Origin of the sequence: Pseudomonas sp. LRP2-20 (assembly GCF_024349685.1) — a bacterium.
Taxonomy (GTDB): Bacteria; Pseudomonadota; Gammaproteobacteria; order Pseudomonadales; family Pseudomonadaceae; genus Aquipseudomonas.
On sequence record NZ_AP025944.1, the window covers coordinates 6,020,674 to 6,034,532 of the forward strand.

The following is a 13,859-nucleotide window of genomic DNA, read 5'->3' on the forward strand; positions in this document are numbered from 1 at the left end:
TATCACCTATCAGGTTAGCAAGCGGGGGCCGGAGCCCCCGCTGCGGCTTACCAGGTCTGGGTGGCCTTGAACTTCTCGATACCGGCTTTCATGCCAGCGTCGATTTCGTCGTTGAAGTCACCCTTCACGTTGATCTTCGCCATCAGTTCGGCGTGATCACGGTTGAAGTAGGCGATCAGTGCTTGCTCGAAGCTACCAACCTTGGAGACTTCCACGTCAGTCAGGAAACCACGCTCAGCGGCGTACAGCGACAGGGCCATGTCCGCGATGGACATTGGCGCGTACTGCTTCTGCTTCATCAGCTCGGTTACGCGCTGACCATGCTCCAGCTGCTTGCGGGTCGCTTCGTCCAGATCGGAAGCGAACTGGGCGAATGCAGCCAGTTCACGGTACTGAGCCAGAGCGGTACGAATACCACCGGACAGCTTCTTGATGATCTTGGTCTGAGCGGCACCACCTACGCGGGATACCGAAACACCGGCGTTCACTGCAGGGCGGATGCCCGAGTTGAACATGGCCGATTCCAGGAAGATCTGACCGTCGGTGATGGAAATCACGTTGGTCGGAACGAACGCGGAAACGTCGCCAGCCTGGGTTTCGATGATCGGCAGGGCGGTCAGGGAACCGGTCTTGCCAGTGACTGCGCCGTTGGTGAACTTCTCGACGTACTCTTCCGAAACGCGCGATGCACGCTCCAGCAGACGGGAGTGGAGATAGAAAACGTCGCCTGGGTACGCTTCACGTCCTGGTGGACGACGCAGCAGCAGGGAGATCTGACGGTAGGCAACGGCCTGCTTGGACAGGTCATCGTAAACGATCAGGGCGTCTTCACCGCGGTCACGGAAGAACTCGCCCATGGTGCAGCCGGCGTATGGCGCCAGGAACTGCAGTGCGGCGGATTCCGAAGCACTGGCAACGACCACGATGGTGTTGGCCAGGGCGCCGGCTTCTTCCAGCTTGCGAACGATGTTGGCAACGGTGGAACGCTTCTGGCCGACTGCAACATAAACACAGAAAATACCGGAATCTTTCTGGTTGATGATGGCGTCGATGGCCATGGCGGTCTTGCCGATCTGGCGGTCACCGATGATCAGCTCACGCTGGCCACGGCCGACTGGGATCATGGCGTCGACGGACTTGTAGCCAGTCTGTACAGGCTGGTCTACCGACTTACGCCAGATCACGCCTGGGGCCACTTTCTCGACCGCGTCGGTCTGGGTGTTGCCCAGAGGACCTTTGCCGTCGATCGGGTTGCCCAGTGCGTCAACGACGCGACCCAGCAGTTCCTTACCAACCGGAACTTCCAGGATGCGGCCGGTGCACTTGGCGCTCATGCCTTCGGCGAGGGTGTCATAGGCACCCAGGATCACTGCACCTACGGAGTCTTGCTCCAGGTTCAGGGCCATGCCGAAAACGCTGCCAGGGAACTCGATCATTTCGCCGTACATGACGTCGGCCAGACCGTGGATCCGCACGATACCGTCGGATACCGAAACAACGGTACCTTCGTTACGGGCTTGGGAGCTCACATCGAGGTTGTCGATGCGGCCCTTGATGATTTCACTAATTTCGGAAGGATTGAGTTGCTGCATTGCTCTGCTGCCCCTTCAAACTCAAGATTTCAATGCTTCGGCCAGTTTCGCGATCTTGCCGCGAACAGAGCCATCGATTACCAGGTCACCAGCGCGGATGACGACGCCGCCAATCAGGCTGGCATCCTCCGACGCGTGCAGGCGCACTTCCTGGCCTAACCGTGCACTGAGAACCTTGGCGAGTTTGTCTTGCTGTTCTTGGTTCAACGCGAAGGCACTGGTGACTTCCACGTCCACGGATTTCTCTTGCTCGGCCTTGTACAGGTCGAAGAGGGCGGCAATCTCCGGCAACAGCAGGAGACGGTCGTTTTCCGCGGCAACATGAATGAAATTCTGTGCCTGTGCATTGAACTTGTCACCGCACACGTCAATGAACGTGGCGGCCTTTTCTGCGCTCGTCAGTCGCGGGGCCTTGAGCAGGCGCTGCATGGTGTCGTCTTGCGACACCGCAGCAGCCAGGCCGAGCATGGCTGACCAATTGGCCAGTTGCTGATGGGCCTGGGCATGCTCAAAGGCAGCCTTAGCGTAAGGTCGGGCCAACGTGGTCAGTTCTGCCATGATCGCCCTCGCTTAAATTTCAGCGGCCAGTTTGTTAACCAGCTCCGCATGCGCGTTTTGATCGATTGTGGCGCCAAGGATCTTTTCAGCACCACCAACGGCCAGAGCACCCACTTGGGCACGCAGAGCGTCTTTAGCGCTGTTCAGTTCCTGTTCGATCTCGGCCAGAGCCTGAGCCTTCACACGGTCAGCTTCGACGCGGGCCTGATCACGGGCTTCCTCGACAAGCTGAGCAGCGCGTTTCTTGCTTTGCTCAATGATTTCGGCTGCCTGTGCTTTAGCTTCACGCAGTTGCTGACCCACTTTCTCTTGGGCCAGCTCCAGGTCGCGAGCTGCGCGGTTGGCAGCGTCCAAGCCGTCGGCAATCTTCTTTTGGCGCTCTTGCAGGGCAGTGATGACCGGAGGCCATACGTACTTCATGCAGAAGAGTACAAAAATCAGGAAGGCAACGGATTGGCCAATCAGGGTTGCATTAATGTTCACGCCAACACCTCGCTCGGTCTTAATTCATCACAGCCATCAACTCGTGGTTACGAGTGATTAGCCGGCGATCTGACCAACGAACGGATTCGCGAAGGTGAAGAACAGAGCGATACCAACACCGATCATGGTTACGGCGTCGAGCAGACCGGCAACGATGAACATTTTGACCTGCAGCATCGGAACCATCTCAGGCTGACGAGCAGCGCCTTCCAGGAACTTGCCGCCCAGCAGGCCGAAACCAATGGCGGTACCCAGAGCACCCAGGCCGATCAGCAGAGCAACAGCGATAGCGGTCAGACCAACTACAGTTTCCATCTTTCCTCCCGACTTTTACGTCGTATTGGTTAGGTTTTTAAGTTGAAGCGGTAAAACAAATCGTTTGGTACAGCTGCCCTTGCGGACTTTTAAAGCCCTCCCCCCAAACGAGCGGGGAAGGCTACAAGACACGCCAGGCGGTCTTAATGGTTATCTTCATGAGCCATCGACAGGTAGACGATGGTCAGCATCATGAAGATGAAAGCTTGCAGCGTGATGATCAGGATGTGGAACACAGCCCACGCCCACTGCAGCACGACACCCAGGCCGCTCAGCCAGAGGATGCCGGCGCCGAACATCACGGCGATCAGGATGAACACCAGCTCGCCGGCGTACATGTTGCCGAAAAGACGCAGTGCCAGCGAGATCGGCTTGGCGATCAGGGTGACGAATTCCAGCAGGAAGTTGACCGGGATCAGCAGGATCTGCAGGAAGATGTTCTTGCTGCCGAACGGGTGCAGGGTGAGTTCACCGATGAAGCCGCCCAGGCCCTTGACCTTGATGCTGTAGAAGATGATCAGGGCGAACACGCAGAAGGCCATGGCCAGGGTCGCGTTCGGGTCGGTGGTCGACACGGCGCGGAACGGAATGTGCGGGTCACCGGAAATCAGGATGGCCAGCTGAGGAATCCAGTCGACCGGTACCAGGTCGATGGCGTTCATCAGGAACACCCAGACGAAGATGGTCAGCGCCAGCGGGGCGATCACCGGGCTACGGCCGTGGAAGGAGTCCTTCACGCTGCCGTTGACGAAGTCCACCAGCACTTCCACGAAGTTCTGCAGGCCGCCTGGTTGGCCGGAAGTCGCCTTCTTGGCCGCCATGCGGAAGATGAACAGGAAGATCAGACCCAGCGCGACGGACCAACCCAGGGTGTCCAGGTGGAACGCCCAGAAGCCCATTGCCTTGGCTTCTGCAGCCGAATGGGCAAAGCCCCAGCTGCCGTCTGGTAGTTGACCGTAGGTCAGGTTCTGCAAGTGGTGCTGGATATAGCCCGAAGCGGTTTCTGCTGCCATGGTTGCCTCAAACGCCCTAAGGTCTCGAAAGTCTTTTATTCATCAGCAGGGGCGCGAACCAGCTGACCAAAAGGGTCAACACGAAGACGCCGAATACTGCTAACGGCGCCAGTGGCTTCACTCCTGCGAAGGTCAGTGCAAATAGCACTGCCGTCAAAATCATCTTGCCTGCCTCGCCAGCGTAAAACGACTTGACGATAGCTTGTGCCGCCCGAGCTCCGCTGAAGCGAAAAGCCTTCCAGGCGAAATACACATTGGGCAGCCAGGCAATCAAACCTCCGCAAAGGCCTGAATATCCACTGACCGCCCCTTTCCACTGCCACAACACCAAGGTTGCCAGCAGCAGTACGACGAATTGAGCCAGCAGTACCGGAAAAACCGCCCAGCGATGGAAAGGCAGGCGGTTTGGCGTGCGGATTTCCATCACAACTGCTCCTCGGAAGTCGACCAACAAGTCAGTTATGACTTGGCATAATTTGTGCCGACAAAATGCGCGCAGAGTATAGGGGTGGATTAACCCCTATTCAACTCTTCGGTAGTGATTTCCGACTGCGCGCTACAACAGGAATTGTTTCAGCGGATGTGAGCAAGCACGCCTTGCAACTCGTCAAGCGAGTTGTAGCGAATAACCAACTGGCCTTTGCCCTTGTTGCCGTGGCGTATCTGCACGGCAGAGCCCAGGCGCTCTGCGAGCCGTTGTTCAAGGCGCGCGATGTCCGGATCAGGTTTGCTCGGTTCGACCGGCTCAGGCTTGCCATTGAGCCACTGACGGACCAGTGCCTCGGTTTGGCGCACGGTGAGGCCACGTGCGACAACATGACGCGCCCCCTCTTCCTGACGATCTTCCTCGAGGCCGAGCAAGGCACGGGCATGGCCCATTTCCAGGTCGCCGTGGGCGAGCATGGTCTTGATCGCCTCGGGCAGCGAGATCAGGCGCAGCAGGTTGGCCACGGTCACCCGCGACTTGCCCACGGCATCGGCCACCTGTTGCTGGGTCAGCTCGAACTCCTGCTGCAGGCGCTGCAGGGCCAGGGCTTCTTCCAGCGGGTTGAGGTCCTCGCGCTGAATGTTCTCGATCAGCGCCATGGCGATGGCGGCTTCATCCGGCACTTCGCGCACCATCGCCGGGATGGTGTCGAGACCGGCCTGCTGGGTGGCGCGCCAGCGGCGCTCACCGGCAATGATCTCATAGCGGCTACCGTCGATCGGGCGAACCACGATCGGCTGCATCACCCCATGGTTGCGAATCGAGTGCGCGAGTTCTTCCAGTGCCTCGGGGTCCATGTCGCGGCGCGGCTGGTACTTGCCGCGCTGGATCAGTTCGACGGGCAGGTGTTGCAGTTCTTTCTGGTCGATCTTCACAGCCTGCGCTTCGAGCGCGCTGACGGAAGGACCACTGAGCAGAGCATCCAACCCACGTCCGAGACCCCGTTTCTTGACGGCCATACGGATTCCTTAAGTTGTTTGTGCAGTGCGTGATTGACGGCGTTGACGGCGTACCAGTTCCCCGGCCAGGGCCAGATAGGCCAGTGCGCCACGCGATTGCTTGTCGTAGGCCAGCGCCGGCATGCCGAAGCTCGGGGCCTCGGCCAGGCGGATGTTGCGCGGGATGACCGTGTCGTACAGCTGTTCGCCGAAGTGTTCCTTGAGCTGCGCCGAAACATCGTTGTTCAGGCTCAGGCGCGGGTCGTACATGGTGCGCAGCAGGCCTTCGATCTTCAGCTCCGGGTTCAACCGGGCAGCGATGCGCTTGATGTTATCCACAAGGTCGCTGAGCCCTTCGAGTGCGTAGTACTCGCACTGCATCGGGATGATCACGCCATCGGAGGCGACCAGCGCGTTGAGCGTCAGCATCGACAGCGACGGCGGGCAGTCGATGAGGATGAAATCGTAGTTCTCGCGGATCGGCGCCAGCGCGTTGCGCAGGCGGCTCTCCTTGACCTGCATTTCCAGCAGCACCACTTCCGCAGCGGTCAGGTCGCGGTTGGCCGGCAGCAACTGGAAGCCGCCGTGCTCGGAGTAGTGCATGGCCTGGGCAAGGTCGCATTCCCCGATCAGCAGGTCATAGACCGAATGCTCGAGTTCGTGTTTGTCCACACCGCTGCCCATGGTCGCGTTGCCCTGCGGATCGAGGTCGATCAGCAGCACACGACGCTTGGTCGCGGCCAGCGATGCTGCGAGGTTGATACAGGTGGTGGTCTTGCCGACCCCACCTTTCTGGTTCGCGATTGCGAATACCTTAGCCATTGTTGCGTGTGTTCCCAATCAAGCCTTGCGGCGCAGTATCAGCAGATGGCGCTGGCCCTGGCAACCTGGAACGGTCAGGGCCTGCTCGCTTTCCACTGTGAAGTCTGCGGGCAATGCTACCAGTTCATCGGCAGGATGCAGCCCCTTCATTGCAAGCCATTGCGTCCCGGTGTCGCCCAGATGGCGGGTCCAGTTGGTGAAGTTCTCCATGCTGCTGAAGGCGCGGGAGATGATCCCGCTGAACGGTAGCGAGGGCTTAAAGGCTTCGACCCGGCTGTGGATAACCGTGAGGTTGTCCAGTTTCAGTTCCATCTTCACCTGGGTCAGGAAGCGGGTCTTCTTGCCATTGGCGTCCAGTACCGTCACCTGCTTGTGCGGATGCAGGATAGCCAAAGGGATGCCGGGCATGCCACCGCCGCTGCCAACATCCAGCCAGTTGTCACGCTCGCTGTGGATAAACGACATGACACTGAGACTGTCGAGCAGATGGCGGGAAACCATCTCGTCCGGATCGCGCACGGCAGTGAGGTTGTAGGCTTTGTTCCATTTGATCAACAGGGCCAGGTAGCCCAGCAGCTTCTCCTGCTGCTCGGCGCTCAGCTCGACACCGAGCTGGCGCGCACCTGTGGACAACTCTTCGGCGTGTTGCGGGGTGACCAGGGAACTCAAGCGCTTTGCTCCAATTCGCGGCCAGCGCCGCGTTTTTTCAGATGAATCAGCAACAGGGAAATCGCCGCCGGGGTGACGCCGGGGATACGCGAAGCCTGGCCCAGCGTCTCAGGACGGGTCTGGCCGAGCTTGCCCTGGATTTCCTTCGACAGCCCGGAAATCGTGGTGTAGTCGATATCCACAGGCAGGCGGGTGTCTTCGCTGGCGCGCAGACGGGCGATCTCATGCTGCTGACGATCGATGTAACCGGCGTACTTGGTCTTGATCTCTACCTGCTCGGCGACCTGTGGATCGATCACTTCACCGCCGGTCGCTTCGATCAGCCCGGCATAGTCGATCTCTGGCCGGGCCAGCAGGTTGAGCAGGCTGTACTCGTGGGCCAGTGGGGTGCCGAACTTATCCACAATGGCTCGGCCCTGCTCGGTGTTCGGGCGTACCCAGGTCGACTTCAGGCGTTGTTCTTCACGCTCGATGCCGTCGCGCTTGGCGCAGAACGCGGCCCAGCGCTCGTCGTCGATCAGGCCGAGCTCGCGACCTTTCTCGGTCAGGCGCAGGTCAGCGTTGTCCTCGCGCAGGATCAGCCGGTATTCGGCACGCGACGTGAACATCCGGTACGGCTCCTGGGTACCCAGGGTAATCAGGTCGTCGACCAATACGCCGATGTACGCCTCGTCGCGGCGCGGGCACCAGCTTTCGCGGCCTTGCGCACGCAGCGCAGCGTTGGTCCCGGCCAGCAGGCCCTGGGCGCCGGCTTCTTCGTAGCCGGTGGTGCCGTTGATCTGGCCGGCGAAGAACAGGCCACCGATGACTTTGGTCTCCAGGCTGTACTTGAGGTCACGCGGGTCGAAGTAGTCGTACTCGATGGCGTAACCCGGCCGAACGATGTGGGCGTTTTCCATCCCGCGGATCGAGCGCACCAGCTCCAGCTGCACATCGAACGGCAGCGAAGTGGAAATACCGTTGGGGTACAGCTCGTGGGTGGTCAGGCCTTCTGGCTCGATGAACACCTGGTGGCTTTCCTTGTCGGCGAAGCGGTGGATCTTGTCTTCGATCGACGGGCAATAGCGTGGGCCGACACCTTCGATCACACCGGAGTACATCGGTGAGCGGTCAAGGTTCGAGGCAATGATCTCGTGGGTGCGGGCGTTGGTGTGGGTAATCCAGCAGCTCACCTGGCGCGGGTGCATCTGGGCGTTGCCCATGAACGACATCACCGGGATCGGCGTATCGCCTGGTTGCTCGGTCATGACCGAGAAGTCCACGGAACGCCCGTCGATACGCGGCGGGGTACCGGTTTTCAGGCGGCCGACGCGCAGCGGCAGTTCACGCATGCGGTGAGCCAAAGCAATCGAAGGCGGATCACCGGCGCGACCACCGGAATGATTCTGCAGGCCGATGTGGATAAGGCCACCGAGGAAAGTACCGGTGGTCAGCACTACGGATTCGGCGAAGAAGCGCAGGCCCATCTGGGTCACCACACCTTTGACCTGGTCCTGTTCGACGATCAGGTCGTCGCAGGACTGCTGGAATATCCACAGGTTCGGCTGGTTTTCCAGGATCTCGCGGACCACCGCCTTGTAGATGGCGCGGTCGGCCTGTGCGCGGGTGGCGCGTACGGCCGGACCCTTGCGGTTGTTCAGGATGCGGAACTGGATGCCGCTCTTGTCGGTGGCCAGCGCCATCGCGCCGCCGAGCGCATCGATCTCTTTGACCAGATGGCTTTTGCCAATACCGCCGATGGCGGGGTTGCAGCTCATGTGACCGAGGGTTTCCACGTTATGGGTCAACAGCAGGGTTTTCACACCCATGCGTGCTGACGCAAGCGCAGCCTCGGTACCGGCATGGCCGCCGCCGATGACGATCACTTCAAAACGGGAAGGGAAATCCACCACGCACCTCGTGCCTGTTTTTGCGAATAGAGAAGGTAAGCGGACAAGTATAGGGACTTCCCCCCCTCTAAAGGAACCGTCTGAGCAAATTTTGATCAGTCTGTGGATGAGTGGCAGACAACAAAAATCAAAGAGAAGAAAATTAAAAAAGCTTTGTTTTTATGTTTATTCTTATACACAGCCTTGTCTGTGGATAACGTTCTATAGCCCTCTGCCTACCTGGCTTACAGTGAAAATAAACCCTGTGGCTTACCCACCATGAGGGTTATGGATAACGTCTTTTAGCCTGTGGATTAAATGGCTGTTTACCCACAGGCGCCTTTATCCTCAGCAAAAATGCCTGCTTATCAACGGAGCTGAAGGCGGGTTTTCCACAGGGCTCCCGAACAGGGTTCTGTGTCTGTGGATGAATTTACGTCCCCCTGAATTGACCGACAGCGCGATGGTTCGACGGCCGACGAACGCTTCTGCAGATGTCGACTGAGGCACTGAATTGGGGTTTCGAATCCGACGAGTGGATAAATCACAGGCAAAAAAAAGCCGCTCCAGAAGGAGCGGCCTTGGTTTTAACGAGCTGTGGATTACTTGCCGATGCAGAAACTGGAGAAGATCCGCCCCAACAGGTCATCGGAACTGAATGCCCCCGTGATCTCGCCCAGCGCCTGCTGCGCCTGACGCAGGTCCTCGGCCAGCAATTCACCCGCTCCCGCCAGGGTCAGCTGAGCACGACCATGCTCCAGGTGCGTACTGGCTTGGCGCAGGGCATCCAGGTGACGCCGGCGGGCGCTGAAACCGCTTTCGGCGGTCTGTTCATAACCCATGCAGGCCTTGAGGTGGTCACGCAGCAGTTGCAGCCCCTGGTGATCCCCCTTGGCACTCAGGGTAATGGTCACATGGCCGTCGTCGCATTGTTCCAACCCAACCCGTTCACCACTGAGATCGGCCTTGTTGCGAATCAGCGTGACCTTGGCCGGGTCTGGCCGCTGGTCGAGAAACTCGGGCCACAAGGCGAACGGGTCGCTGGCCTCAGGTGCGGTGGAATCGACCACCAGCAATACCCGATCAGCCTCGCCGATGGCCTTCAGTGCGCGTTCCACGCCGATCTTTTCCACATGGTCATCGGTATCCCGCAGGCCTGCAGTGTCAACCACATGCAGCGGCATGCCATCGATGTGGATATGTTCCCGGAGTATGTCCCGGGTGGTGCCGGCGATGTCGGTGACGATGGCGGCCTCGCGCCCCGCCAGCTGGTTCAGCAAGCTCGACTTGCCGGCATTCGGCCGCCCCGCGATCACCACTGTCATACCGTCACGCAGCAAGGCGCCCTGCCCGGCCTCGCGCTGCACGGTGGATAACTCGGTGCGCACTGCATCGAGCATCGACAACACATGGCCATCAGCGAGGAAGTCGATTTCCTCTTCGGGGAAGTCGATCGCTGCCTCGACGTAGATGCGCAACGCAATCAGCGCCTCTGTCAGGCTGTGCACACGCTTGGAGAATTCCCCCTGCAGCGAGCGCAAGGCGTTGCGCGCGGCCTGGCTGGAACTCGCCTCGATCAGGTCGGCGATGGCTTCGGCCTGGGCCAGGTCGAGCTTGTCGTTGAGGAACGCACGCTCGCTGAACTCGCCCGGGCGCGCCAGGCGGCAGCCAACTTGTACACAGCGCTGCAGCAGCATATCCAGGACCACTGGGCCGCCATGGCCCTGCAGCTCGAGTACATCCTCGCCGGTGAACGAATTGGGCCCTGGGAAGAACAGCGAAATGCCCTCATCAAGCACCAGGCCATCCTCGTCGCGAAATGGCCCGTAGTGGGCATGCCGTGGCGTCAGCGTTCGGCCGGTGATCAGCTGGCCAGCCTTGCTCGCCAATGGCCCGGACAGCCTGACGATACCGACGCCTCCGCGGCCTTGGGCGGTGGCGATGGCGGCGATGGTTTCACGCACAGTGTTCATGCTCGAAAGCCTCTACGACAAAAACGACAGATAGCAAAAACGCCCCCGAGGGGGCGTTTTTATTCACAGGCTAGCGCAGTAGCCCGTCAAGCAGCAGCTTTTTTGGTGGCTGCTTCGATACGGCGGGTGATGTACCACTGCTGAGTGATCGACAGGCAGTTGTTCACAACCCAGTACAGCACCAGACCAGCCGGGAACCACAGGAAGAAGAAGGTGAAGATGATCGGCATCATTTTCATCACCTTGGCCTGCATCGGATCCGGCGGAGTCGGGTTCAGACGCTGCTGGATGAACATGGTGGCGCCCATGATGATCGGCAGGATGAAGAACGGATCCTTGATCGACAGGTCGGTGATCCACAGCATCCATGGCGCCTGACGCATCTCGACGCTTTCCAGCAGTACCCAGTACAGGGACAGGAACACCGGCATCTGCACCAGGATCGGCAAGCAGCCGCCCAGTGGGTTGATCTTCTCTTTCTTGTACAGCTCCATCATCGCCTGGGACATCTTCTGGCGATCGTCACCGAAGCGTTCCTTGAGTGCAGCAAGCTTCGGCGCCACGGCGCGCATACGCGCCATCGAGCGGTAGCTGGCAGCCGACAGCGGGAAGAACAGGCCCTTGATGAGCATGGTCAGCACGATGATCGACCAGCCCCAGTTACCCAGCAGGCTGTGGATATGTTGCAGCAGCCAGAAGATGGGTTGGGCGATGAACCACAGGAAACCGTAGTCGACGGTCAGTTCCAGGCCTGGGGACAACTCTTTCAGCTTGGACTGGATCTTCGGACCGGCGTACAGCATGGCGCTGGTTTCGACCTTGCCACCCGCTGGAACGCTGAGGGCCGGGCCGGTGTAGCCGATGATGTAGTTACCCTGGCTGTCCTTGCGGGTCTGGACAACATTGTTGTCCGATTTGGCCGGAATCCAGGCGGTCACGAAGTAGTGCTGCAGCCAGGCAACCCAGCCGCCAGACACATTTTCTTTCAAACTACCTTTGTCGATGTCCTTCATCGAGACTTTTTTGTAAGGCTCGGAAGCAGTCCACATGGCAGCGCCAAGGTAGGTCGCGGTACCAGTGGCGGTGCTCGACGACGGATCGGAGCTGGCGTCACGCTTGAGCTGGGCGAACATGTTGCCGCTCCAGGCCTGGCCGCTCTGGTTGTCGATCAGGTAGCTGACGGTCAGGTCGTACTCACCGCGCTTGAAGCTGAAGCGCTTGATGTAGTTGACGCCGTTGTCGCTGAACTTCAGGTCGACCACCAGTTGTTGCTGGCCGTCGGCCAGCTGGTAGCTCTTCTGCTCGGCGGCGTACAGCGGGCGGCCGGACGAACGGGCATCAGGACCATTGACGCCGGTCAGGCCACTTTGTGCCAGGTAGACACGTTCCCCGCCGTTGTCGAACAGCTGGAACGGAATGTCCGGGTGGTCCTGGCGACGTGGGTATTGCGGCAGGTTCAGTTGGACGATGTCACCACCGACCGGATCGATAGCCAGGTCCAGCACATCGGTCTTGACCCGGATCAGGTCTTTGCTGACTGCAACCGGCGCCAGTTCGGCAGGGCTGGATTCGGCATTGGCGCTCGGCACATCGGCGCTGGCATTACCGGCCGGCACGCCATCCGGCAAGGCCGGGGCAGTGGTGCTGGCAGCAGTATTCTGAGTCGGCAGGGCAGCCTGGCCGTAGTCCTCGTTCCACTTGAGGACCATGACGTAGGACACGATTGCCAGGGCGACGATCAGGATCGTGCGTTTAATATCCATGATTACTCGGCTATCGAAGAAGTTCGGGAGGAAGGAGCGGGGGGAACGGGATCGAAACCGCCGTCGTTCCACGGATGACAACGCCCCAGGCGACGAACGGCTAGCCACCCGCCACGCAAGAGGCCATGGTTTTCAATGGCTTCAAGAGCGTAACAGGAGCAACTGGGGTAGAAACGACAGTGATTGGCCATCAGGGGACTGATGGCGTAACGGTAAAACTGGATCGGAACGAGGGCCAGTTTACGCATTTTGACTGTCTACCCCTGCGGAATCGGCGTTTGCCGCTGGAGTTGGCCGGCTGCGCGCCAGACGTTTCCAGAGCTTGCCAAAGTGTTGGTGCAATTCCGGGTTTTCTATCTCACCCAATCCCTTGCGCGCGACGATCACTATGTCCAGGCCACCCAGCAATTGCTGATTGAGCCGGAAGGAATCGCGCATCAAGCGCTTGAGGCGATTGCGTTGAACGGCGAGCTTGACGCTCTTCTTGCCGATCACCAGGCCGAGGCGCGGGTGATCCAGGCCGTTCTCGCGAGCAAGGATCAGCAGGTTTTTCCCTGGAACCTTGCCGGTTGGGGAGTCGAAGACCGCTTTGAAGTGCCGGGGTGTAAGCAGTCGCTTTTCCCGACTGAAGTCCTGACTCACCACCTGTGCCGAAAAATCAAATGGCCAGACGCTTACGGCCTTTGGCACGACGACGCGACAGAACAGCGCGGCCGTTCTTGGTAGCCATACGGGCACGGAAGCCGTGGGTGCGAGCGCGCTTGATGGTGCTTGGTTGGAAAGTACGTTTCATGGTGTTGTTACCTGGGTTTGTCGACTACGGGCCGGAATGGCCCCCTTTTTAAGAGATCGGCGATTCTAGAGAAAGCAAGCCCATAGGTCAATTTCCAACCAGTCTTTCCTTATGGAAGGCATTTTGGCGGTTGGATAGCTGGAAGGCTTGATCGAGCAGGCAAACGGACGACAAGATTAGAAAAAAGAAGAGACATATAAAAAGCTTTTCTGAAGAACTTATAGATCTTAGGTGGATAACCTTCTGTGGATAACTGCTTTGAGCCCAGAATTCATGCAGTGTACAGAGATTTGAAACCTTGTCGGTAACAGGTGCTGCGCCTGTGCTGGACGTGGGAACAGCCTGTGGACAGAAATGACTGTTATCCACAGCGTAGTTATCAACAGGGCTGACCTCAGGGTTGTGCATAGCCCTCATGACTGGTTATCCACAGACCTTATTCACAGTGGCTGGAAGACGTTTTTGCCGCTAAATGGCTGATTTGTCATAGCTCAGAATGTTTCCACATGTGGATAACTGATCACTCGACCGGTACAATGGCGGTTTGTTTTTGCCTCATCCGGCTTTCAAACTCAGGGGATATCC

15 protein-coding genes are annotated in these 13,859 nt (G+C 59.1%); all 15 read right to left on the reverse strand.

Annotation, left to right across the window (positions count from 1 at the left end; translation table 11 throughout):
- Window positions 1-47: 47 nt before the first annotated feature.
- The 15 genes from atpA to rpmH all read right to left on the reverse strand — a co-directional run bounded on the left by atpA (window position 48) and on the right by rpmH (window position 13,274).
- The gene (gene atpA, locus OCX61_RS27115) at window positions 48-1,592 is read right to left on the reverse strand and encodes a F0F1 ATP synthase subunit alpha (protein WP_085676550.1); all 1,545 of its coding nucleotides are present in this window, start codon (window positions 1,590-1,592) and stop codon (window positions 48-50) included.
- A gap of 21 nt (window positions 1,593-1,613) precedes the next feature.
- Window positions 1,614-2,150, reverse strand: a complete 537-nt coding sequence (locus tag OCX61_RS27120) for a F0F1 ATP synthase subunit delta (protein ID WP_003253191.1) — start codon at window positions 2,148-2,150, stop codon at window positions 1,614-1,616.
- A gap of 12 nt (window positions 2,151-2,162) precedes the next feature.
- The gene (locus OCX61_RS27125; protein ID WP_027917106.1) at window positions 2,163-2,633 is read right to left on the reverse strand and encodes a F0F1 ATP synthase subunit B; all 471 of its coding nucleotides are present in this window, start codon (window positions 2,631-2,633) and stop codon (window positions 2,163-2,165) included.
- A 57-nt stretch (window positions 2,634-2,690) separates the two neighbouring features.
- The gene (gene atpE / locus OCX61_RS27130) at window positions 2,691-2,948 is read right to left on the reverse strand and encodes a F0F1 ATP synthase subunit C (RefSeq protein ID WP_003097235.1); all 258 of its coding nucleotides are present in this window, start codon (window positions 2,946-2,948) and stop codon (window positions 2,691-2,693) included.
- Between the two features lie 143 nt (window positions 2,949-3,091).
- Window positions 3,092-3,961 (reverse strand): F0F1 ATP synthase subunit A, encoded by an 870-nt coding sequence (gene atpB / locus OCX61_RS27135; protein ID WP_261942114.1) that lies wholly within the window; start codon window positions 3,959-3,961, stop codon window positions 3,092-3,094.
- Window positions 3,962-3,977: 16 nt separating this feature from the next.
- Complete coding sequence (locus OCX61_RS27140; RefSeq protein ID WP_008092225.1) at window positions 3,978-4,385, reverse strand: F0F1 ATP synthase subunit I; 408 nt, start codon at window positions 4,383-4,385, stop codon at window positions 3,978-3,980.
- Window positions 4,386-4,534: 149 nt separating this feature from the next.
- On the reverse strand, window positions 4,535-5,407 hold the full coding sequence (locus OCX61_RS27145) for a ParB/RepB/Spo0J family partition protein (RefSeq protein ID WP_261942115.1): 873 nt from the start codon (window positions 5,405-5,407) through the stop codon (window positions 4,535-4,537).
- 9 nt (window positions 5,408-5,416) lie between these two features.
- The gene (locus OCX61_RS27150; protein ID WP_012316952.1) at window positions 5,417-6,208 is read right to left on the reverse strand and encodes a ParA family protein; all 792 of its coding nucleotides are present in this window, start codon (window positions 6,206-6,208) and stop codon (window positions 5,417-5,419) included.
- An 18-nt stretch (window positions 6,209-6,226) separates the two neighbouring features.
- Entirely contained in the window at window positions 6,227-6,877 is a 651-nt protein-coding gene (rsmG, locus tag OCX61_RS27155; protein WP_261942116.1) for a 16S rRNA (guanine(527)-N(7))-methyltransferase RsmG, read from the reverse strand.
- Window positions 6,874-8,766 (reverse strand): tRNA uridine-5-carboxymethylaminomethyl(34) synthesis enzyme MnmG, encoded by a 1,893-nt coding sequence (mnmG, locus tag OCX61_RS27160; RefSeq protein WP_261942117.1) that lies wholly within the window; start codon window positions 8,764-8,766, stop codon window positions 6,874-6,876. The genes rsmG and mnmG overlap by 4 nt, the downstream gene beginning before the upstream one ends.
- 581 nt (window positions 8,767-9,347) lie before the next feature.
- Entirely contained in the window at window positions 9,348-10,718 is a 1,371-nt protein-coding gene (gene mnmE / locus OCX61_RS27165; protein ID WP_261942118.1) for a tRNA uridine-5-carboxymethylaminomethyl(34) synthesis GTPase MnmE, read from the reverse strand.
- Window positions 10,719-10,804: 86 nt separating this feature from the next.
- Entirely contained in the window at window positions 10,805-12,481 is a 1,677-nt protein-coding gene (gene yidC, locus OCX61_RS27170) for a membrane protein insertase YidC (RefSeq protein ID WP_261942119.1), read from the reverse strand.
- Between the two features lie 2 nt (window positions 12,482-12,483).
- A complete protein-coding gene (yidD, locus tag OCX61_RS27175; protein WP_079230263.1) occupies window positions 12,484-12,729 on the reverse strand; it encodes a membrane protein insertion efficiency factor YidD in 246 nt (81 codons plus the stop codon).
- Window positions 12,722-13,126, reverse strand: coding sequence for a ribonuclease P protein component (rnpA, locus tag OCX61_RS27180; protein WP_082433472.1), 405 nt, complete (start codon window positions 13,124-13,126; stop codon window positions 12,722-12,724). Before rnpA ends, yidD begins: the two co-directional genes overlap by 8 nt.
- Before the next feature lie 13 nt (window positions 13,127-13,139).
- The gene (gene rpmH, locus OCX61_RS27185; RefSeq protein ID WP_003253163.1) at window positions 13,140-13,274 is read right to left on the reverse strand and encodes a 50S ribosomal protein L34; all 135 of its coding nucleotides are present in this window, start codon (window positions 13,272-13,274) and stop codon (window positions 13,140-13,142) included.
- Window positions 13,275-13,859: the final 585 nt, after the last annotated feature.